The sequence below is a fragment of the Dellaglioa sp. CoH-57-MRSF-21 genome, from assembly GCF_056781915.1.
Genome location: NZ_JBXAXU010000002.1, coordinates 120,099 through 139,798, shown reverse-complemented (window position 1 = coordinate 139,798; position 19,700 = coordinate 120,099). Strand labels below are relative to the sequence as shown.

Sequence of the window (19,700 nt, the reverse complement as noted above, 5' to 3'; positions counted from 1 at the left end):
TCTCCTTAATTTAAATAAAGTTTACTGGTTCAGAATCAATCGTTAATTTTAAACCTTTTCGAACTTCGGCTTGAGATTTAGTCATTAACTCTCTTAGTCGTTCTTTTAATTGACCTTCTGATTTATACTTAATAACCACTTGATAATAAAAACGATTATTAACACGCATAATTGATTTTGGTGTTGGTCCAAGAATAATCGCATTCTTTGATAACACTGGTTTTAAAAATTGAACTGCTTCTAACATTTTTTTCGCTGCTCCAGCCTCATCCGTATAACTAGCAGTGAGCTGAATTGTATAATAATATGGTGGATAATTTTCCATATGTCGAACTGACATTTCTTTTTTATAAAATGATTCATAGTCATGATGCTTCGCATATTGAATCGCGTAGTGATCTGGATTAAAAGTTTGGATAATAACATGTCCTTCTTTTTCAGCTCGACCAGCTCGACCGCTCACTTGGGTTAATAATTGGAACGTTCTTTCACTTGATCTAAAATCAGGCAAACTAAGTGCTGTATCTGCATTAAGAACGCCAACTAACGTCACATCAGGAAAGTCTAACCCTTTCGCAATCATTTGTGTACCCAATAAAATATCAGCTTCTTTTGCGCCAAATTTAGCTAGGATTTTTTCGTGTGCGCCTTTTTTACGTGTCGTATCAACGTCCATTCGTAAAATTTTAGCCTCTGGATATAACGTTTTAAGTTCTTCTTCAACTTTTTGCGTACCTGTACCATAATATCTAATTTTTCGACTATGACAGTTAGGACAAGTTTTAGGAATACCTTCTTCATGTCCACAATAATGACATTTCATTGTATGAGTATCCATATGCAATGTTAAAGAAGTATCACAGTTAGGACAAGGTAGCACGAATCCACAATCTCGGCACATTACGAAAGATGAAAACCCACGACGATTTAACATTAAAACAGTCTGTTCATTTTTCTCAAGGCGCTTAGTAATTTCATGTCTAAGTGGCTCAGAAAAATTACTCTCACCAGTCTTTTTCATTTCTTCTCTCATATCAATTAGCGTAACTTCTGGCATGGGATGACCATTTATACGTTGAGGTAATTGTAACCACTCATACACGCCTTTTTGAGCTCTAGCACGAGATTCGAGGGATGGTGTTGCACTACCCAATATGACAGGACACTGATGTCTTTTACTTCTCCAAAGAACAACATCCCTTGCATGATACCTTGGTGTTTCATCTTGTTTATAGCTCGATTCATGCTCTTCATCAACAATAATAACGCCAATATTATCTAATGGTGCAAAAACGGCTGAACGTGCACCGACAACTACTTGCGCTTCTTTACGCTCAATCCGGCGCCATTCATCATAACGCTCACCGTCAGACAAACCGCTATGCAGGACCGCAACTAGATTACCAAATCGTGATTTAACTCGCTTAACCATTTGGGGTGTCAAAGCTATTTCTGGTACAAGCATCAAAGCTGTTTTTCTAAGTTCTAGCGCTTTTGCGATTGTCTGCAAATAAACTTCTGTTTTCCCACTCCCCGTCACACCTTGAAGTAAAAATGTTGTATTAGTTCCACTTTTAATAGCCTCATCGACAGCTAGCACCGCAACCTCTTGATCTGAGGTTAATTCTTGCATATTGGTTGGCTCAATAATTGTGTCTTTATATGGGTCCCGATATACCTCAGTCTCAACTTTTTCAAGCCAACCATTTTTTGCTCCAGCTGTAATTGTTGCAGGTGTCACGCCTATTTCCTCAACAACTTGTTTCTGAGGAATCAAGCTATCTTCAGTGAGTGATTGTAGATAGTCAATCAATAAGTGCTGTTGTTTAGCATTTTTACGTAAACCACTTCGAATATTTTCATATGCTTCGAATCCAAGTTTTGGTTGGATTGATATTTGCATTTTAACTTTAGCTTTATTGCCAACTTCATAAATCATCTCAGCCTTTTCAGCCTTGGTAAGTTGTAATAATTCTTTAATTATTTGAGCATCCATATGTTCTGGATCAAATTCAATAGAATCTTGACCTTGAAATAATTTATCTTGTAAATCTTCATCAATTTCGTCAATTAAACGAACTCGCTTTTTATAGGTTGCACGCATGACACTCGGTAAAACCATTTGTAAGGCAGTTATACGGAAGGAAAAGGTTTCATTAGCTATCCACTCAGATAAGTCTAATAATTCAGTATTCACAACAGGTCTTAAATCAACGACTGATTGAATATCTTTTACATGACCATCGAACTCATTCTTATCAAAAAGATCAATTACAAATCCTTGAACCAATCGTTTACCATTCCCAAATGGTACAATAACCCGCATGCCAATCTCAATCTGATTTGTTAATACTGCTGGGATTGAATACGTATATGGCTGGTCCGTTTGCATCGTAGGAACATCAACGATAATTTTTGCATATTGTGACATACTGAAACCTCCTTTCATTTAATTAACTGCTTATTTTACTACATCGCTTATAATAGTAGCTAATAATTCCTTAGCAATTTGCTTTTTACTTGTTTGCTTTATGAAATCATTTTTTCTGTTTGGTCTAAGCAGTGTTACCTCATTATCATTGCTATTAAATCCAATGGCAGAATTTGAGACATCATTTAAAACCAATAAATCTAAATTTTTCTTTTCTAATTTTTCTTGTGCATTTTCTAGTCCGTTTTGGGTTTCCGCAGCAAATCCGACTAAATACTGATTTTGCTTAATTTGGCCCAAATGTTTTAAAATATCTGGATTTTTTTCTAATATTAACGTTAAAGTAGATTCAGCTTTTTTTATTTTCTGATCTGCAACATTTTGTACACGATAATCTGAAACAGCTGCTGCCATTATCAAAATATTTTGGTCATCAAATCGCTTATTGATAGCTTCAGATAACTCTAACGCAGTTGTAACTCTAATTGTTGTCACGCCAATTGGGTCTGGCAACTGGCTTATTCCGCTAATTAAGGTGACATTAGCACCTAACTTTTGCGCTTCAATCGCAATTGCGAAACCCATTTTACCAGAAGAATCATTAGCGATAAAACGAACTGGATCGATTCGTTCTCGTGTACCACCAGCTGTCACTAAGACATTTTTACCTTCTAATGGTTTGTCACTATCCTCAAAGGAAGTTTGAATAACTGACATTATCACATTTAATTCGGGAAAACGTCCCTTACCTGAATAACCTTCTGCTAAAAAGCCTATTTCTGGTTCAATAATCTGAATGTTATTTCGTCCTAAAAATTTAAGATTACGTTGTGTAGCAGAATTCATTAGCATATGTTCATTCATTGCGGGCACAACAATTTTTTGTGCCTCAGTTGCTAATAAAGTGGTTGAAACAAAATCATCTGCGATACCATTGGCCATTTTTGCGATAATGTTTGCTGTCGCTGGTGCAATAACCATTAATTCTGCCCAGTCTGCAAATTCAATATGTGCAACATGCTCAGACTCTTTTCCTGAAAATAAATCAGTTAACACCCTATTTTTACTCAACGTTTCAAAACTCAAGGGTGTTACAAATTCAGTTGCAGCTTTGGTCATCGCAACTCGAACGCTAGCACCTTGTTTAATTAGTGCTCGGACTAATCCCAAACTTTTATACGCTGCAATACCACCTGTTACAACAAGACCGATTTTTTTATTTTCAAGTGTCATTTCATGTCGCCCCCATACCGAATTTATTCTATTCTCTATTGTATCAATTTTCTAAGAAATAAAATAGGAGTTAGGACAATTAGCTTGTCTTAACTCCTTTTCATTTAATCAGATTAACGAATATCTTCTTTTTCAACTGGATCAATAATTAAATCACCAGTAACAACTTCTTCCAAAGCACGTCCAACATTCTTTTTTGATTTGTAATTAGAAAGCATTGGTAGAGCGCCAGCATCTAATTCATGGGCACGTTTACTTGCTAACATAATTAATGAGTATCTTGAATCTACTTGTTTCAATAAGTCATCTACTGAAGGATATAAAATCATTTAAATACATCTCCTAATTGTTTTCTATAGTCAGGTAAAAATCGTTTTACACGCCAACGTTCAGCTTTAATAATCGTTTGAATTTTTTCAACAGCATCATTTATTTCATCATTAACAACCGCGTAATCGTAATTCTGCATCATATCAATCTCACCAATGGCTTTTGTCATTCGTTTATCAATAGTTGCAGAATCATCCGTTCCACGTCCTGTAATTCTTTGTCTTAATTCCATCAAATCAGGTGGCGTTAAGAAAATAAATAAACCATCAGAAATTTTTTCTCGAACTTGCATAGCACCTTGTACTTCAATTTCAAGAAAGACATCTTGACCAGCGTCAAGCATCTTATTTACATATTTTAACGGTGTTCCATAGTAATTGTCAACATACTTGGCGTATTCTAACATACCGCCCGTTGAAATTTCATTCTCAAATTCTTCTTTTGATACAAAATGATAGTCAACACCATCAACTTCGCCTTCTCGCATTTTACGAGTGGTCATTGAAATTGAATAAAGAAACTTATTGTCAGCTTGGTCAAAAATTGCTTTTCTTACGGTTCCTTTACCGACCCCTGATGGACCAGATAGTACGATCAACATTCCACGATTAGCCATTAAATTTGTAAACTCCTCTAAGATAAGTATTAATAAATAGTATGCACTTTTTACGGCTATTATTCAAGCTTTTTATGCGCTGTTGTCATCTTTTAAATATATTATAAATTAACACTTGCTTTACCGAACGTTTGTTCGTATAATGAAAATACAAACAAACGTTCGGGGAGGAACTTTATTATGCAAAATAAACAACAAACAACAATTCAAACTATTGGCTCAACACTACAATATTCATATCATAAAATTTTTGATTTAGATGACTTTATTTTAAGACCACAAATGCCTCAATTTCAATTAGCACTCTTTACAGAAAAAGTTTTAAAAATGAAAAAAACAATTATTTTACAATTAAATCCAACTGGATTTCAAAAAGAATTCCAAGAACTTCGTGGTACCTTACACCGACGTTCTGGTTCTAATCAATTAATATTTAAAACGCAATATACGAATATCACTTACCTTCTTACTGATAATCAACTCCGTTATATCGCTTTAATCGATTCAATATAAAAATGGTCACTTTCTATAACAACTAGAAAATGACCATTTTTTTATTTACGTTTAATTGTTGTTGGATCAAATTTTCTTTGAATAAGTGCCAAAATTGCATCAGCAATAACGGCCATTAGAGCTGTTGGCAATGCACCAGCTAAAATAATAGCTGCTCCATCAGTTGCATTTGTTCCTCGGATAATAATATCTCCAAGTCCACCTGCACCAATAAATGAACCAATTGCTGTAATACCAATTGCAACAACTAATGCATTTCTAATTCCGGCCATGATAACTGATAATGATAACGGTAACTCAATCATATAAAGGATTTGAAGTCTCGTCATTCCCATCCCTTTACCAGAATCAAGAACGCCAGGATCAACATTAATCATCCCTGAATACGTATTTTTTAAAATAGGTAATAGTGAGTAAAGTGCAACAGTTACAATAACTGTATTAACACCTAAACCTAGTCCCAACATAATAATAGATAACATTGCTAATGATGGTACAGTTTGAATAACATTAGCAGCACCTATTGCTACATCGCTCAATCTATGATGTTTTGAGATAAAAATTCCGATTGGAATCCCAATAATTGCAGCAATTATCACACCATATATTGAAATTAAAAAATGTCTTGTAAATTCTTGTAAAACATATAACCCATTATTACTAAAATAAGACATCAATTGATCAAAAGTATTCATATTAATCACCCGCCTTTTCGAAGTAATGATGTTCTTCTAAGAATTGTTTTGCAACTACTGCTGGTTCGTAAAAATCATTATCAACTTTGTAATTTAATGATTGCATTGTTGATAAATTAATTTTGTTTTTAAGTCGATCAATAAGCGGTGTTAATTCAGGATGTTCCTTCAAGATAGAATCATTTGCAACAAGGCTTGCTGAATATGGTGGGAAGAAGTGACGATCATCCTTCAAAATTTTCAGATCATAACTCTTAATTCGGCCATCAGTTGAATATCCAAGAACAACATCCATTTTACCCTTTGCCAAAGCGCTATAGACTAATCCAATCTGCATAGGATAAATGTTACCAAATTTAATATTATATTCTTTTTGGAAACCATCGTAACCATCACCTACACGGCTAATCCAGTTGGCATCAACACCGACTGTTAATTTAGATTCAATTTTTCTTAAATCAGATACTGTGTTTAAATTGTACTTTTTAGCTGTCTCTTTTGTAACCATAAATGCATAAGTATCAGCAAAACCTAAACTATCAAACCATTTCATTTGGAATCTATTTTCGAATCCATCTTTAACTATTTTATTAGCTTTAACGGTATCTTTTTCTACTGGTTTATTTAATACCGCACTTAAGTCAGTTCCTGTATATCTAGCAGATGATATATCTGCATCACCGTTTTTGAGTGCATTAAAACTTAATGTACCAGAACCTAAATTATTTATCAGTTCTACTTGATTATCTGATTCATGTTCAATCAATTGTTGTAGCATTGATCCAATAATTTGAGATTCCGTCGTTGATTGTGCGACAATTTTAATTGTCGATTCAGAGCCACCTGTTAAACCAGGAAACCCACAACTTGATAGACTCACACCGGCAAACAGAAGGCTTAAGCTAACAAGTATTTTTTTCATCGTAATTTTCATGTTAAAGCCTCCTTAATTTCTTGTTGTTTTTGGTGCTACCTTTTTTTCAACCTGTCCAAGTATAAAATCAACTAGTAAGGCTAATAAGATAACTGGAATTGTACCGCCTAAAATTAATTTTGGTTGATACAAATTTAATCCATTAAAAATCATATCCCCTAAGCCACCAGCACCAATATATGAAGCTAATGTTGCCCAAGCAATTACATAAGTTGCAGCTAAACGAATTCCAGACATAATAACCTGAGATGCCATAACTAATTCAACTTGCAGAATCGACTGCAAATTAGTCATACCCATCCCTTTAGCAGCGTCTTTTAACACTGGATCCACTTCTTTAATACCAATATACGTATTTCTTAATATTGGTAACAACGAATAGATAAATAATGCTACAACAGCTGGTAACTTACCAATCCCAAATAAAGGAATCATCATGGCTAGTAAAGCTAAAGCAGGAATTGTTTGCAACATACTAGCAATTGCAATTACAATATTGGCTGTCTTAGGTAATCTTGTTAGTAAAATTCCTAAAGGAACAGCTATTGCTACTCCAAAAAATAATGCCATTCCTGAAATTTCAATATGTTCCCATAATTTTGAGACAATCATTGCCCCATATTCTTGTAAAAATGAAGTCATTATTAACCCTCCTTCGTTGAACTTGGGCTAGTTTCATCGGTATCTGTACCTGAGTCTGACGTCATTATTTTAGTTACTTCTTCATGAGAAGCACTATTTTCATCACCCCAAAGTGCATCATAAACAATATCAACTAGGGTAGCGCGGGTTACAATTCCGACTAATATACCATCTTTATTAATAACAGGTACATTTTTAAATCCACGTTTTAAAATACGTTCAACAGTATCACGAACTAATGAATCTTCTTTAACATAGAAAATATCTTTGTTCATAATATCGCTGACACTACTTGATGTATTGAAACTATAATCTAAGCTTTCAATATCAATATAACCCTTTAAAATACCAGCATCATCAGTAACTAACAACGTATCAACTCGACGATCATGCATTAAACGAATAGCTGTTACTAATGACTTACCTGGTGTAATTGAAACTGGGTTAGCTAACATAACTTGACCAACAGTTGTAATACTTGGACGAGCTTGGATAAGTCTATCTTGACCAATCAAGTTTTCAACAAATTTATTTGCTGGATTTTTCAAAATATTATCGGGTGTATCTGCTTGAACAATCTTTCCTTCAGACATAACAACAATTCGTGTTGCTAATTTTAAAGCTTCATCCATATCATGAGTAACAAAAACGAATGTCTTACCTAAACGTTCTTGTAAATCTTTAACTAAATCTTGTAAAGCTTCTCTAGTAATAGGATCAAGCGCACCAAAAGGTTCATCCATCAAGATAATATCTTGATCAGCAGCTAAAGCTCTGACAACTCCGATTCTTTGTTGTTGCCCACCAGAAAGTTCAGATGGGTAACGGTCTAAATATGATTCTGGTAGTTCAACTAATTTAATCATTTCTTTAGCGCGTTCATCTCTTTTTTCTTCAGGCCATTTTAATAATTTTGGTACTAATGTAATATTTTCACGAATAGTCATATGTGGCATTAAACCAATATTTTGAATAACATATCCGATTTTACGACGTAATTTAACGGGATCCATTTTGGCTATATCTTTACCATCAATAGTGATTGTACCTTCTGTTTGTGTCAACATACGGTTAATCATTCTCATAGTAGTTGTTTTACCTGAACCAGATGTTCCGATGAAACAAATGAATTCACCATCTTGAACTTCCAAATTAAAATTATCTACAGCTTTATTACCTTTATAAATTTTTGATATTTTATCAAACTTAAGCATATTAGTACTCTCCTTTTTTATAACTAACCAATCATCTATTCATAGTAGTACCTTGGTTTTAATTATTTTTTTTGTGCCGTATTTAGTAATTCTTCAGCATGTTTAACAGTTAAAGGTGTAATCTCAGAACCGGCAAGCATTCGAGCAATTTCTTGAATACGATCTTCCTTAGATAACAATTTAATAGATGTTTCTGTACGTTCACAAATCACTTCTTTAGCTATAAAGTAATGGTGCTCGCTAATTGCAGCAACCTGTGGCAAATGTGTGATACATAGAACTTGTGATTGTTGGGCAATTTGATTAATTTTTTCAGCAATTGCCTGGGCAACACGTCCACTAACTCCTGTATCAACTTCATCAAATATAATACTTGTGACACCTTGCGTCCTAGAAAAAATTGTCTTTAACGCTAACATCATTCGAGAAAGTTCACCACCAGAAGCAATCTTAGCTAATGGCCCCATTGTTTCCCCAACATTTGTTTGAATATAAAATTCAACTTTATCTTGTCCGGTACTATTTAACTGATTGAGTGAATCAAATTTAACTTCAAAAACGGCTTTGTCCATATACAACTCACTTAACTGTTTATGCACTTCTTTTTGTAGAATGATGGCTGCTTTTTTTCGAACATTAGTTAATTTATCAGCCAATTTATGGGCTTCTTTTCTAGCTAAATTAACTTGATTATCTAAATCATCTGCATTACCTTCAGTTGCTTCCATTTCAATTAATTCTTCAGATATAAGACTCAAATAAGCTAATATTTTTTCAACAGAATCACCATATTTGTGTTTTAATTGTACAATTAATTCAAGCCTATTTTCAATCTCATTTAATCGTTGCTCATCCCATTCCAGGGAGTCTAACTGACGCAATAGGTCACTAGATGCATCCTGCAGCATATAATAGGCTGACGACAACCGTTCTGCTAAGTCTTTATATTCACTATCTAAATTATCAATTTTTAGCATGTTAGACATTGCAACACCAACATGGTCAACTGTATTTTCATCATCACCCGATAACGCTTGGTAACTTGCATCCAGTGACTGATTAATAGTTTGAAAATTTTCTAGACGTTCTTTTTCAGCGCTTAATATGTCTTCTTCATTTTCAATTAAATCTGCACTTTCAATTTCATCTTTTTGAAAATGTAACATATCTAATCGTTGTGCCCATTCGTTTTGATTTGTTTGTCTTTTTATTTGTAACTTATTTAGGTTTTGATAGTATTCAAATGCTTCTTGATAACTATGCTTCAGTGTTTGAATATCATTTTTAATATATTCATCTAACATGCCCAAATGCTTATCCTGTTGCATTAATTCTTGATGTTCATTTTGGCCATGAATATCAACTAACGTTTCACCAATTGATTTTAGTGTACTCGTGTTAACCAACATACCGTTTATGCGACAAATATTTTTACCAGATCTATGTATTTCACGTTGTAAAATCACAGAGTTATCATCATGGCCAATACCTAATTGGTCCAACTTCGTTAACGTATTTGAGTTTTCAGTTGGCATAAAGAGTCCTTGTAGCACCATTTTTTTTGCATCTTTTCTAATAAATTCTTGGGACCCTCTACCACCTGATAAGAGGCCCAAAGCATCAATGATAATGGATTTACCCGCACCAGTTTCACCTGTTAAAACTGTCATATTAGCCATGAAATCGATATTCAAAGAATCAATAATGGCAAAATCTTTTATTGTCAATTCTTGTAACATTTTTTTCACCCCTTTAATAGAAAAAATCTGAAACAAATGTCACAGATTTTATTTCTATCTATTCAGTTACAATCTCATTTAAAATTTTACTTAACTTTAACGCATCTTTGTTCGAGTGACAGATAATTAGAGCTGATCCATCTCCGCCTAAAGTACCAAAAACAAATGAATAATTCATTTGTTCAATTAAAGATACGATTGCTGGACCACTTCCTGGCGTCACCTTAACGAGACACATTTCATTTTGAACATCAGTTGATATAAAAGCATCTTTTAACGTTTTAGTTAATTTTTTTTCTGTATTCAATTTTTTTTGAACAGGTAAATTATAACTGTAAGTTCCATCAGCAGATGGCACTTTAATTAATTGCATTTCTTTAATATCTCTAGAAATAGTTGCTTGTGTGACTGTAATCCCTTGTTTTTTAAGCAAACTCACAAAATCTTCCTGCTTATCAATATTATTGTTCTTCAATAATTCACGAACATAACGTTGCCGTTCTTGCTTTTTCATTAAAGTCCCCCTCACCCGATAACCTCTACCACCCATAGAGTTAGTATAACGTAATTTCAATTATTATTAAAGAACTTCACTTTAAATCCTTATTTAACGGCATTCAGGTTATCGTATGCAGCAGTTAATACGCCATCGATACTAACCTTATCCGAAATCTCGCCAATTTCATTTATCGCAGACTTTAAATGAATTAAAAATTCAATATTACCTTCGCCACCCTTAATTGGTGAGTAGCTTAAATCCGCAACATTAAATCCAGTGGAAATAGAAAATTGAACAATGTCTTCGAGCACTTGACGATGAATCTTTTCATCTCGTACAATACCATGTTTTCCAACATTTTCTTTTCCTGCTTCAAATTGGGGTTTTATTAATGCCACAACATCCCCATTTTCAGTAATAATTTTCTTTAATGCAGGTAAAATAAGATGTAATGAAATAAACGATACATCTATTGTTGCAAAATTGGGTTGTCCAAATTCAAAATCTTCTTTTTTACTATATCTGAAGTTAGTATTTTCCATCACAACAACTCTTGGATCTTGTCGTAATTTCCAAACTAATTGATTGGTACCAACATCTAACGCATAACTTAATTTTGCGCCATTTTGTAAAGCAACATCGGTAAAGCCACCGGTTGATGATCCAATGTCTAAGACCGTTTTATCCTGAACGGTTGCATCAAATACTTTAAGGGCTTTTTCTAATTTAAGTCCACCGCGGCTCACATAAGGTAATTTTTTACCTTTAAAATGAAGCACAGTTTCTTCAGAAATTTTAACACCTGGTTTATCCAATCGTTCTTCATTCTCACCCAGAATTTCACCAGCCATAACTGCACGTTTGGCCTGTTCACGAGTTTCAAATAACCCTTGTTTAACTAATAAAACATCAATGCGCTCTTTTTTCATAGTGACTCCTAATTTTTTAATTTAAAGTAATGTAACAATTCTTCCAAATACTCTGTCTCCAACCCTGTTTGCTTAAGCGTTTGAATAGCATCTTTAGCTTGATTGGTTACTTCTTCGAGCATCCTATAAGCTTGATCAATTCCCATTAGTCCAGGATACGTATTTTTATTTTCTTGATTGTCTTTATGAACAGCCTTGCCCATCTCTTCAGATGTCCCAACGACATCCATAATATCATCATAGATTTGAAAAGCTAACCCAAAATGACGTCCATATGCCATAAACGCTACGTGCTGTTGGTCAGTCGCTTTTCCAAGTATGCTACCTGCGTAAACTGAAAATTCAATTAAATCACCCGTTTTACGCTTATGCACCTGTTTCAACTGCGCTAATGATAACTCTTTTTGTTCACCTTCAATATCGGCAACTTGACCGCCAACCATTCCCTCTGGGCCAGCTAACCTAGCTAGTTGACCCATTAGTAATACCTTTTGTGAATCAGGCAACTCTGCGTTACTGATCCATTCAAAGGCTAATGTATTTAGTGCATCACCAGCTAAAATTGCCATGCTTTCACCAAAAATAATATGGTTTGTTGGTTTACCACGTCTTAAATTATCATCATCCATCGCAGGCAAATCATCATGAATTAATGAATAGGTATGAATTAATTCTAATGCACCAGCAATAGAATAAACTGACTTATCAAGTTTACGATTAAGCATTTGACAAATAACAAAAATGATTAGTGGTCTAATACGTTTACCACCCGCTTCAACTGAATAAGTCATCGATTCTTTTAACTTTTTTTCAGTGTCTAAAGCCTGTAATTGATTCAACATAATTTGATTAAATTCTGGTAATACGATATCAGAAAATTTAGTTAAGTTACTCATTTTCTAAGCCTTGTTCGAATGGCACTTCTTCACCAGAATCATTCATGACACTGGTTAATGTTTTTTCAGCATTTTCCAATGTTTTTTGCAATTTTGAGCTCAACTTAACACCGTTTTGAAATTGGGTTAATGCTTTTTCTAAAGGAACATCACCTTGTTCTAGTTCTGTTACAATTTTTTCAAGTTCTACTAAGTTATCTTCAAATGTCGCTTTTTTTTCAGCCATTTTTTATTCTCCTTTTTCAACTTTTTCAATTTTTGCATATGCTTTACCATCTGTAAGGTGTAACACGACGTTATCATCTATATTCACTGAATTAATACTTTTAATAATTTTATCTTCCATAGATACGTAACTGTATCCTCGTCCCATAATCTTCAATGGACTTAATAAATCAAGCGCATTTATTTTTTCGCCAACCTGTTGTTTCTTTGTTTCAAGTAAGTAGGTCATTAATTGATGTAACTGTTTGTTTTGTTGTTTTACTTGATCTTGCAGTTGACTAACCAATTGTTGCGGATTTTGATAGCGCAACTGACCATTAGCTTGTTCAAATTGTTGTTTCTTAATTGTGATAATTTGTTTTGTTACTTGCATTAAGCGTTGTGCTAAATTGTCTAAGTTTTGAAGGTAACCCTCATATAACCGATTAGGTTGTTGAAAAACATATGATTGTTGAATCTTATCTAATTGTTGTCTTCTTAAACTTAAAATATTTTGTGTTACTTGTAATAGTCTCAATTTTAATTGATTAATCTTAATTAATTCATCGGCGTAAACAGGGACAGCTAATTCTGCTGCTGCTGTTGGCGTTGCTGCCCGAACATCGGCCACTAAATCAGCAATGGTTGTGTCTGTCTCATGTCCAACTGAAGAAATAATTGGAATCTGGCTAGCAAATATTTCCCTTGCAACAGATTCTTCATTAAATGGCCATAAATCTTCAATTGAGCCACCGCCTCGACCAATAATAATCGTGTCAAAATGGCCTAATTCGTTAATTTGTTTTAACCGCTTAACTAAATCATTAGCTGCTTTGTCACCTTGTACAATCGCAGGAAATAAAACTAATTGAGCAATCGGGTAACGTCTTTTAACGGTTGTCATAATATCTTTAATGACAGCCCCTGAAGGACTTGTAATCACAGCAATTCGTTTAGGATATTTAACCAATGCCTGTTTTGGTGCTGAAAATAATCCTTCAGCTTGTAGCTTATTTTTTAACTGCTCATAGGCTTGATATAACGCACCAACACCATCAGGTTCCATTCGCTCAATATATATTTGATAGTTACCTGTCGCTTCATATAAAGATATACGGCCCATAACTAAAACTTTCATGCCATCTTCTGGTTTAAATTTTATTTTATCAAAAGCTGAACGGAACATAATTGCGCTAATTTTAGCATGATCATCTTTTAAACTAAAATATTGATGCGCATTAGGTCGAGGTCTTAAATTTGAAATTTCGCCAGTTAAATAAACGGTCCCAAGATAAGGATCAGCATCAAATTTTTTCTTCAAATATGTTGTTAATGATGTAACTGATAAATAATTATCTTTATTCAATGCCAACACTCCGTTTTGTTAATTCAATTGTTTGTTCCATCAACATTGCAATCGTCATAGGTCCAACCCCTTTTGGTACTGGTGTCAGATATCCTGCAACCTCTGCAACTTCCTTATCGACATCTCCCGCTAACTTACCACTATCTAAGCGGTTCATCCCGACATCGATGACTACAGCACCTTGTTTCACATCGGTTTTTTTAATAAAGTTTGCTTGACCAATTGCAACGACTAAAATATCAGCCTGTTTAGTTATCTCTGATAAATTTTCCGTATGACTATGCGTTATCGTTACTGTTGCATTAGCGTTTAAAAGTAACGCCGCCATTGGTTTACCCACAATATTACTGCGGCCAACAACAACTGCATTTTTACCGTCTAAATCAATATTGTATGCGTTAAACATTCTCATAATTCCCAGTGGTGTACATGGAATTGCTAGTGGATCATTCATGGCTAATCGTCCAATATTTATCGGATGAAATCCATCAACATCTTTTTCTGGTTTAATAGCTTCGGTTATCTTTTTTTCATCAATTTGGTTCGGTAAAGGTAACTGTACTAATATGCCATTAATATCTGAATTATCATTATAGTCATTAATGAGATTTAGCAACTCTTTTTCTGATATCGTATCAGGTAATCTTTTAACAATCGATTTTATCCCAATAGATTCAGCAATTCGATGCTTATTCTTAACATATATTTTACTTGCTGGATTTTCTCCAACTACAATAACAGCTAATGTAGGAAAGACATTCTTTTTCTTTAAAGCTTCTATCTCAGATTTTAAATTATCCGTCGTTATTTGTGCCAATTTTTTACCATCAATTAATTTAGCCATAATTTAGCACCTCTATTCCATTTTTACTTCTTACATTTTATCATATTTAAGGTATTCATTTCTAAAAAAAAAGTGTCGCAAAAAATGCAACACTTCTCAATCATTATTATTCATTTGTTTTTTCAATATCAACAGGCATTTTTTCAACAACTGGATCTAACACACCATTAACAAATTTTCTTGATTCATCATCACTAAATTCTTTAGCAATTTCTAAAGCTTCATTCAATGCTACCTTAGCAGGAACATCATCTACGTATTTCATTTCGTAAATAGCTAATCTCAAAATAATTAAATCCGTATTGTTTAAGCGTGATAGTTTCCAGCGTGATGTTAGATTTTCTTCAATAACAGAATCTATCTCAGCTTGTTTATCACTAACACCTGAAACTAATGCTTCTAAATAAGGTGGAATTACAGCCGACTCTTCATCAGGAACTTCTAACAATTCACGATAAATAGCCTCTCTATCACCATCTGGGTTAGAATTTAACGCAAATAATGCTTGAAATGCTTTTTCGCGAATCGTATGTCTAGTTACTATTACACTCACTAATTTTCACCATCTTTTTCTGAAAATAAATCGTCAGTATCTATCTTATCGGCTTCCTTTTCAGGAATAACCCCTTCAACATGAACATTTACTTCAATAATTTCTAAACCTGTCATAAATAGTAATTGTTGTTTAATCTTTTCTTGCATCACTAATGCAACCTTAGGAACAGATACACCGTAATCAAGGTAAACAAAAACATCAATATTCAACTGGTCATCTGTTAAATCAAGTTTAACACCCTTACCCAGTGACTTTTTACGGCCAAATAATTCAGTTAAATTTTTAGCAATTGTCCCACGCATTGAGTAAACACCATCAATTTGGTTAGCAGCAATTCCAACAATAATTTCAATAACTTCAGGTGCAATCTTAATGTCACCCAAAGAAGGTTCAGTACTTTTTAAAACAATATTTGTTTCTTCAGCCATAAGTTTAACCTCCGTCGATTTATTGTGCTCTGGAAATATATGTGCCATCTTGTGTATTAATAATTAACATTTCATCTTCATTAACGAAGAATGGCACTTGTACAACTAATCCTGTTTCAAGAACAGCAGGTTTAGTTCCACCAGATTGTGTATTACCTTTAATACCCGCTTCAGTTGATGCTACTTTTAATTCAACTGTATTAGGAACGTCAACACCAAGTGTTTCAGTGCCAAACATAATAACATTAACAATTAAGTTTTCTTTCAAATAATTTAATTGTTCATGCACGCGTTCTTCTGGTAATTCTAATTGTTCATATGTATCCATATCCATAAATACATAGTTGTTACCATCAGCATAAAGATATTGCATTTTTTTATTATCAATTTGTGCTTTTTGAACTTTTTCACCAGCACGGAATGTTTTTTCTTGAGCAGCACCTGTACGGAGATTCTTTAGTTTTGATCGAACAAAAGCAGAACCTTTACCCGGTTTAACATGTTGAAATTCAACAACACGCCATAAATCACCATCAACTTCGATTGTAACACCATTTTTAAATTCATTAACGGACATCATAATATAATATTCCTCCTACTATCTCGTGTATCTCATAGTTCTAATAATAGCAATAATGGACATATAAAAGCAAGTTAAAGTCTATATTATCATTAATTTTTTAGAAGAATTCGTTAACATTTGATAGCCATTCTCAGTCACTAAAATATCATCCTCAATTCGAACCCCACTAAGGTTTGGTACATAAATCCCTGGTTCAATTGTAATGACGTCGCCTGCTTGCAAAACACTGTTTGAATCATCCAATTTAATATTAGGTAATTCATGAATTGATAGGCCAATTCCATGCCCAATCCCATGATTAAAATATTTACCATATCCTGCATCGGCGATTGTTTCATTAGCAACTCTAGCTAATTCACTTAATTTTATTCCCGGTTTAATTAATGAAATCACTCGTTCTTGTGTCGTTAAAACAGACTCGTAGATATGTTTTAATTCATCAGATATCGATCCCACGGCGATGGTCCTTGTGACATCAAATGTATAGTTCTCGTAATAATAGCCAAAATCTATCGTAATCAGATCCTGGTCTTGAATCTTTCGTTTTGAAACCGTTGCATGTGGCCATGTTGAATGAATACCGCTTGCTACAATTGTTTCAAAAGATTCACTCATAGTACCTAAATTTTTGATATAACTATCTAGCCGATTAGCAATTTCAATTTCTGTTTGACCAACTTCAATCGTCGACACAATATAATTGAAAGCTTCATCAGCTAATTTTCCTGCTTTTATTAATTTTATCTGCTCATCCTTATCTTTAACACGTCGTAATTCGTCAACAATATTAGTAAATGGCACCAAATCACTAACAAGGATTTCATCTAATTGATCATACTCTAAAAATGATATTGATGATTCAAATCCCATAACTGTTAATCCTTTTTCACTAATTATGTCAGATACAGCACCCAGATAATCACGCGTAAATTTTATTTCTAATTTTTTATCATGATTTTCTAGTGCCAATTCAAATCTTAGGTCAGTGATTAAAAATTGTTGTGTATCAGTAATTAACAATACACCATCACCTTCAAAACCACTTAAATAAAATATGTTTGTCGTATCCGTCACTAGAAATGCATCAATCGAGAGTTTCTCAAAAGTTGATTGTAATTGTTTAATTCTATCAAAATTCATTTAAACACTCCTTTTATGTACAAAAAAAGGAAATCTCTATCATAAAATGAAGAGGTTTCCTTTGAGTTATTATTATTCAGCTACAGGGTATACAGAGACTTGTTTCTTATCGCGGCCTTTACGTTCGAAGCGAACGATACCATCGACTTTAGCAAACAAAGTATCATCTCCACCTTTACCAACGTTAACACCAGGATAAATACGTGTTCCACGTTGACGATAAAGAATTGAACCACCTGTTACTTCTTGTCCGTCAGCTCTTTTTGAGCCTAAACGTCTACCGACAGAATCACGGCCATTAGAAGTAGAACCCCCACCTTTTTTATGTGAGAAAAATTGTAAATTCATTAACATAATCAATGCACCTCCTTGTTATAGTCTTATTATTTAAGTGTTAATTTAATGTAATCTTGATAGTTTTGCTCAATTGACTGTAGTCCTAAAACTAAACTTTCTAAAAATAACTGTCCTGTAGCATCGTTTAACTCAGATTCTGATAGTTTAACTTTCATTAATCCACCATTATCTTCATCCATCTCAACATCAGGATTAAGTTTAGCAAGTTCGGTCAAACTATTAACTGTATTGATAGTCAATACCGAAACCGCAGCACACACAATATCTTGACCATATTCACCAGAATCAGCATGCCCTGTTATTTCAAACGCATCGATGATTTTGGCATCTCTCCGAGAAATAACTGCACGTATCATACTAGTAGCCTACTTTCAAAATTATGCGTTAATAGCATCGATAACAACCTTAGTATATGGTTGACGATGACCTTGTTTTGTATGAGAATGTTTCTTAGGTTTGTATTTGAAAGTAACAACTTTCTTTTCACGGCCTTGTTTTTCAACAGTACCAGTTACTGTAGCACCTTTAACAAAAGGAGCACCAATAACGGTTTTTTCGCCACCAACTAAAACAATTTCATCAAATGTAACTTTTTCACCAGCTTCTGCTGATAATTTTTCAATGTAAATAGCTTCTCCGGCTTCAACTTTAAGTTGTTTGCCACCTGTTTTAATAATTGCGTACATGTGTATTACACCTCCTTATAGATTACTTAGACTCGCCGTAATTTAGTGATCAGATTTAGACAACCTGACGCTTAAAAACTTAAAACGTGCGGTTGCAGTTGTGGTGTTCACAAATACAACGTTATTATAATATCAAATGTAACTTCTTAAGTCAACGTTATCCATCATTTTCAACAAAAAAGTTTGTTAAATTGACTCCGTTACTTGTATCAACGCCAGTAATTTCTTTTAAAACCTTAGCAACGTAGTGCGGTGTGTAGATCATATCGTCTCGTAACCAACGTTTAATGAAGCCTAGGTGCGCTGATGCAACATAGGATACTTGTAACTCGTTTGGTATCTTAGATACTTCAAAATCGCCTGCTAACTGTTCTCTAAAGTTATTTAAGTAGATAACTAGTCTATCATATACTTTATCAGAAAAAGCGACATCTTCTTGACTATTTAAAAGTACGCCAAACATCATTGATTCATCTTGTAAGTAGTTAAACACCCGATTTAAACAACAAACTTCAACTGGTTTCGAATAAACGTACGCTTTATCTGGTGATTGTTTTGACATAATCATAATGTAATCAAAAAAGTCATCTAAAATTTCATCCATTGCCCGATTAATAAAATCTTGTTTGTCATGATAATGCAGATAGAATGTTCCTCGAGTGACATTTGCTTCCTGAGTAATCTTTTGAACGCTAATATTTTCAACTTTGTAATGTTTCATGAGTACAACTAATGATTTTTTTAAATTTTGTCTTGTTCTCTTTACCCGTGGATCATTAGAATCAACCATTTTTCAACCTCTTTATTCATAATTAAATAGTCTTTATCTCCATTTATGTCTATTACTTTCTTATTATAGAACATT

Annotated in this window: 24 protein-coding genes and 1 other annotated feature; of the genes, 1 reads left to right on the top strand and 23 read right to left on the bottom strand. The window is 33.7% G+C overall.

Going from position 1 to position 19,700, the window contains the following annotated elements; translation table 11 throughout:
- Positions 1-10 precede the first annotated feature (10 nt).
- The 4 genes from priA to gmk all read right to left on the bottom strand — a co-directional run bounded on the left by priA (position 11) and on the right by gmk (position 4,610).
- Complete coding sequence (gene priA / locus AC1RPQ_RS02630; protein ID WP_481761255.1) at positions 11-2,431, bottom strand: primosomal protein N'; 2,421 nt, start codon at positions 2,429-2,431, stop codon at positions 11-13.
- A gap of 30 nt (positions 2,432-2,461) precedes the next feature.
- On the bottom strand, positions 2,462-3,664 hold the full coding sequence (gene coaBC / locus AC1RPQ_RS02625; RefSeq protein WP_481761254.1) for a bifunctional phosphopantothenoylcysteine decarboxylase/phosphopantothenate--cysteine ligase CoaBC: 1,203 nt from the start codon (positions 3,662-3,664) through the stop codon (positions 2,462-2,464).
- A gap of 113 nt (positions 3,665-3,777) precedes the next feature.
- Positions 3,778-3,993 carry a DNA-directed RNA polymerase subunit omega gene (gene rpoZ / locus AC1RPQ_RS02620; RefSeq protein ID WP_409022617.1) on the bottom strand — a complete coding sequence of 72 codons (216 nt, stop codon included), beginning with the start codon at positions 3,991-3,993 and terminating at the stop codon, positions 3,778-3,780.
- Positions 3,990-4,610: a guanylate kinase gene (gene gmk, locus AC1RPQ_RS02615; protein WP_481761253.1), complete on the bottom strand. Its 621-nt coding sequence runs from the start codon at positions 4,608-4,610 to the stop codon at positions 3,990-3,992. Before gmk ends, rpoZ begins: the two co-directional genes overlap by 4 nt.
- Before the next feature lie 180 nt (positions 4,611-4,790).
- Here gmk and AC1RPQ_RS02610 point away from each other — a divergent pair, with 180 nt between their 5' ends.
- Positions 4,791-5,123 (top strand): hypothetical protein, encoded by a 333-nt coding sequence (locus tag AC1RPQ_RS02610; protein ID WP_409022619.1) that lies wholly within the window; start codon positions 4,791-4,793, stop codon positions 5,121-5,123.
- A 41-nt stretch (positions 5,124-5,164) separates the two neighbouring features.
- Here the strand turns inward: AC1RPQ_RS02610 and AC1RPQ_RS02605 are convergent, their stop codons facing one another.
- From AC1RPQ_RS02605 to AC1RPQ_RS02515, 19 genes are all read right to left on the bottom strand, one after another.
- Complete coding sequence (locus AC1RPQ_RS02605; RefSeq protein WP_481761252.1) at positions 5,165-5,818, bottom strand: ABC transporter permease; 654 nt, start codon at positions 5,816-5,818, stop codon at positions 5,165-5,167.
- Between the two features lies 1 nt (position 5,819).
- Positions 5,820-6,740 (bottom strand): osmoprotectant ABC transporter substrate-binding protein, encoded by a 921-nt coding sequence (locus AC1RPQ_RS02600; RefSeq protein WP_481761403.1) that lies wholly within the window; start codon positions 6,738-6,740, stop codon positions 5,820-5,822.
- Between the two features lie 24 nt (positions 6,741-6,764).
- The gene (locus AC1RPQ_RS02595) at positions 6,765-7,394 is read right to left on the bottom strand and encodes an ABC transporter permease (RefSeq protein WP_481761251.1); all 630 of its coding nucleotides are present in this window, start codon (positions 7,392-7,394) and stop codon (positions 6,765-6,767) included.
- Positions 7,395-7,396: 2 nt separating this feature from the next.
- Positions 7,397-8,608, bottom strand: a complete 1,212-nt coding sequence (locus AC1RPQ_RS02590) for a betaine/proline/choline family ABC transporter ATP-binding protein (protein WP_481761250.1) — start codon at positions 8,606-8,608, stop codon at positions 7,397-7,399.
- A gap of 62 nt (positions 8,609-8,670) precedes the next feature.
- Positions 8,671-10,347, bottom strand: a complete 1,677-nt coding sequence (gene recN, locus AC1RPQ_RS02585) for a DNA repair protein RecN (RefSeq protein ID WP_481761249.1) — start codon at positions 10,345-10,347, stop codon at positions 8,671-8,673.
- 58 nt (positions 10,348-10,405) lie between these two features.
- The gene (locus tag AC1RPQ_RS02580) at positions 10,406-10,861 is read right to left on the bottom strand and encodes an arginine repressor (protein ID WP_481761248.1); all 456 of its coding nucleotides are present in this window, start codon (positions 10,859-10,861) and stop codon (positions 10,406-10,408) included.
- 89 nt (positions 10,862-10,950) lie between these two features.
- Complete coding sequence (locus AC1RPQ_RS02575; protein WP_481761247.1) at positions 10,951-11,775, bottom strand: TlyA family RNA methyltransferase; 825 nt, start codon at positions 11,773-11,775, stop codon at positions 10,951-10,953.
- An 8-nt stretch (positions 11,776-11,783) separates the two neighbouring features.
- Positions 11,784-12,671, bottom strand: coding sequence for a polyprenyl synthetase family protein (locus AC1RPQ_RS02570; RefSeq protein WP_481761246.1), 888 nt, complete (start codon positions 12,669-12,671; stop codon positions 11,784-11,786).
- Positions 12,664-12,897: an exodeoxyribonuclease VII small subunit gene (locus tag AC1RPQ_RS02565; RefSeq protein ID WP_409022627.1), complete on the bottom strand. Its 234-nt coding sequence runs from the start codon at positions 12,895-12,897 to the stop codon at positions 12,664-12,666. Before AC1RPQ_RS02565 ends, AC1RPQ_RS02570 begins: the two co-directional genes overlap by 8 nt.
- Positions 12,898-12,900: 3 nt before the next feature.
- Positions 12,901-14,241 (bottom strand): exodeoxyribonuclease VII large subunit, encoded by a 1,341-nt coding sequence (gene xseA / locus AC1RPQ_RS02560; protein ID WP_481761245.1) that lies wholly within the window; start codon positions 14,239-14,241, stop codon positions 12,901-12,903.
- Entirely contained in the window at positions 14,234-15,085 is an 852-nt protein-coding gene (gene folD, locus AC1RPQ_RS02555) for a bifunctional methylenetetrahydrofolate dehydrogenase/methenyltetrahydrofolate cyclohydrolase FolD (RefSeq protein ID WP_481761244.1), read from the bottom strand. The genes xseA and folD overlap by 8 nt, the downstream gene beginning before the upstream one ends.
- Positions 15,086-15,191: 106 nt before the next feature.
- Positions 15,192-15,629 (bottom strand): transcription antitermination factor NusB, encoded by a 438-nt coding sequence (nusB, locus tag AC1RPQ_RS02550; protein ID WP_409022798.1) that lies wholly within the window; start codon positions 15,627-15,629, stop codon positions 15,192-15,194.
- Positions 15,630-15,637: 8 nt separating this feature from the next.
- Positions 15,638-16,069 carry an Asp23/Gls24 family envelope stress response protein gene (locus AC1RPQ_RS02545; protein WP_409022630.1) on the bottom strand — a complete coding sequence of 144 codons (432 nt, stop codon included), beginning with the start codon at positions 16,067-16,069 and terminating at the stop codon, positions 15,638-15,640.
- Between the two features lie 19 nt (positions 16,070-16,088).
- On the bottom strand, positions 16,089-16,649 hold the full coding sequence (gene efp, locus AC1RPQ_RS02540) for an elongation factor P (RefSeq protein ID WP_409022631.1): 561 nt from the start codon (positions 16,647-16,649) through the stop codon (positions 16,089-16,091).
- Between the two features lie 81 nt (positions 16,650-16,730).
- Positions 16,731-17,792 (bottom strand): M24 family metallopeptidase, encoded by a 1,062-nt coding sequence (locus AC1RPQ_RS02535; RefSeq protein ID WP_481761243.1) that lies wholly within the window; start codon positions 17,790-17,792, stop codon positions 16,731-16,733.
- A 72-nt stretch (positions 17,793-17,864) separates the two neighbouring features.
- Positions 17,865-18,152: a 50S ribosomal protein L27 gene (gene rpmA, locus AC1RPQ_RS02530; RefSeq protein ID WP_083478911.1), complete on the bottom strand. Its 288-nt coding sequence runs from the start codon at positions 18,150-18,152 to the stop codon at positions 17,865-17,867.
- A 23-nt stretch (positions 18,153-18,175) separates the two neighbouring features.
- Positions 18,176-18,505: a ribosomal-processing cysteine protease Prp gene (locus tag AC1RPQ_RS02525; protein ID WP_409022633.1), complete on the bottom strand. Its 330-nt coding sequence runs from the start codon at positions 18,503-18,505 to the stop codon at positions 18,176-18,178.
- A 21-nt stretch (positions 18,506-18,526) separates the two neighbouring features.
- Positions 18,527-18,835, bottom strand: a complete 309-nt coding sequence (gene rplU / locus AC1RPQ_RS02520; RefSeq protein WP_409022634.1) for a 50S ribosomal protein L21 — start codon at positions 18,833-18,835, stop codon at positions 18,527-18,529.
- A gap of 18 nt (positions 18,836-18,853) precedes the next feature.
- Positions 18,854-18,939, bottom strand: a sequence feature (ribosomal protein L21 leader region).
- Positions 18,940-18,992: 53 nt separating this feature from the next.
- Complete coding sequence (locus AC1RPQ_RS02515) at positions 18,993-19,625, bottom strand: TetR/AcrR family transcriptional regulator (RefSeq protein WP_409022635.1); 633 nt, start codon at positions 19,623-19,625, stop codon at positions 18,993-18,995.
- Positions 19,626-19,700: the final 75 nt, after the last annotated feature.

What these genes read in the sequence shown, in the direction of transcription:
- AC1RPQ_RS02515 (WP_409022635.1), bottom strand. Translation starts at nt 19,625, where the DNA reads ATGGTTGATTCTAATGATCCACGGGTAAAGAGAACAAGACAAAATTTA.
- AC1RPQ_RS02600 (WP_481761403.1), bottom strand. Translation starts at nt 6,740, where the DNA reads ATGAAAAAAATACTTGTTAGCTTAAGCCTTCTGTTTGCCGGTGTGAGT.
- AC1RPQ_RS02580 (WP_481761248.1), bottom strand. Translation starts at nt 10,861, where the DNA reads ATGAAAAAGCAAGAACGGCAACGTTATGTTCGTGAATTATTGAAGAAC.
- rpoZ (WP_409022617.1), bottom strand. Translation starts at nt 3,993, where the DNA reads ATGATTTTATATCCTTCAGTAGATGACTTATTGAAACAAGTAGATTCA.
- AC1RPQ_RS02590 (WP_481761250.1), bottom strand. Translation starts at nt 8,608, where the DNA reads ATGCTTAAGTTTGATAAAATATCAAAAATTTATAAAGGTAATAAAGCT.
- efp (WP_409022631.1), bottom strand. Translation starts at nt 16,649, where the DNA reads ATGATGTCCGTTAATGAATTTAAAAATGGTGTTACAATCGAAGTTGAT.
- AC1RPQ_RS02565 (WP_409022627.1), bottom strand. Translation starts at nt 12,897, where the DNA reads ATGGCTGAAAAAAAAGCGACATTTGAAGATAACTTAGTAGAACTTGAA.
- priA (WP_481761255.1), bottom strand. Translation starts at nt 2,431, where the DNA reads ATGTCACAATATGCAAAAATTATCGTTGATGTTCCTACGATGCAAACG.
- AC1RPQ_RS02570 (WP_481761246.1), bottom strand. Translation starts at nt 12,671, where the DNA reads ATGAGTAACTTAACTAAATTTTCTGATATCGTATTACCAGAATTTAAT.
- AC1RPQ_RS02575 (WP_481761247.1), bottom strand. Translation starts at nt 11,775, where the DNA reads ATGAAAAAAGAGCGCATTGATGTTTTATTAGTTAAACAAGGGTTATTT.
- AC1RPQ_RS02525 (WP_409022633.1), bottom strand. Translation starts at nt 18,505, where the DNA reads ATGATACGTGCAGTTATTTCTCGGAGAGATGCCAAAATCATCGATGCG.
- AC1RPQ_RS02535 (WP_481761243.1), bottom strand. Translation starts at nt 17,792, where the DNA reads ATGAATTTTGATAGAATTAAACAATTACAATCAACTTTTGAGAAACTC.
- AC1RPQ_RS02595 (WP_481761251.1), bottom strand. Translation starts at nt 7,394, where the DNA reads ATGACTTCATTTTTACAAGAATATGGGGCAATGATTGTCTCAAAATTA.
- AC1RPQ_RS02610 (WP_409022619.1), top strand. Translation starts at nt 4,791, where the DNA reads ATGCAAAATAAACAACAAACAACAATTCAAACTATTGGCTCAACACTA.
- rplU (WP_409022634.1), bottom strand. Translation starts at nt 18,835, where the DNA reads ATGTACGCAATTATTAAAACAGGTGGCAAACAACTTAAAGTTGAAGCC.
- coaBC (WP_481761254.1), bottom strand. Translation starts at nt 3,664, where the DNA reads ATGACACTTGAAAATAAAAAAATCGGTCTTGTTGTAACAGGTGGTATT.
- recN (WP_481761249.1), bottom strand. Translation starts at nt 10,347, where the DNA reads ATGTTACAAGAATTGACAATAAAAGATTTTGCCATTATTGATTCTTTG.
- AC1RPQ_RS02605 (WP_481761252.1), bottom strand. Translation starts at nt 5,818, where the DNA reads ATGAATACTTTTGATCAATTGATGTCTTATTTTAGTAATAATGGGTTA.
- AC1RPQ_RS02545 (WP_409022630.1), bottom strand. Translation starts at nt 16,069, where the DNA reads ATGGCTGAAGAAACAAATATTGTTTTAAAAAGTACTGAACCTTCTTTG.
- gmk (WP_481761253.1), bottom strand. Translation starts at nt 4,610, where the DNA reads ATGGCTAATCGTGGAATGTTGATCGTACTATCTGGTCCATCAGGGGTC.
- folD (WP_481761244.1), bottom strand. Translation starts at nt 15,085, where the DNA reads ATGGCTAAATTAATTGATGGTAAAAAATTGGCACAAATAACGACGGAT.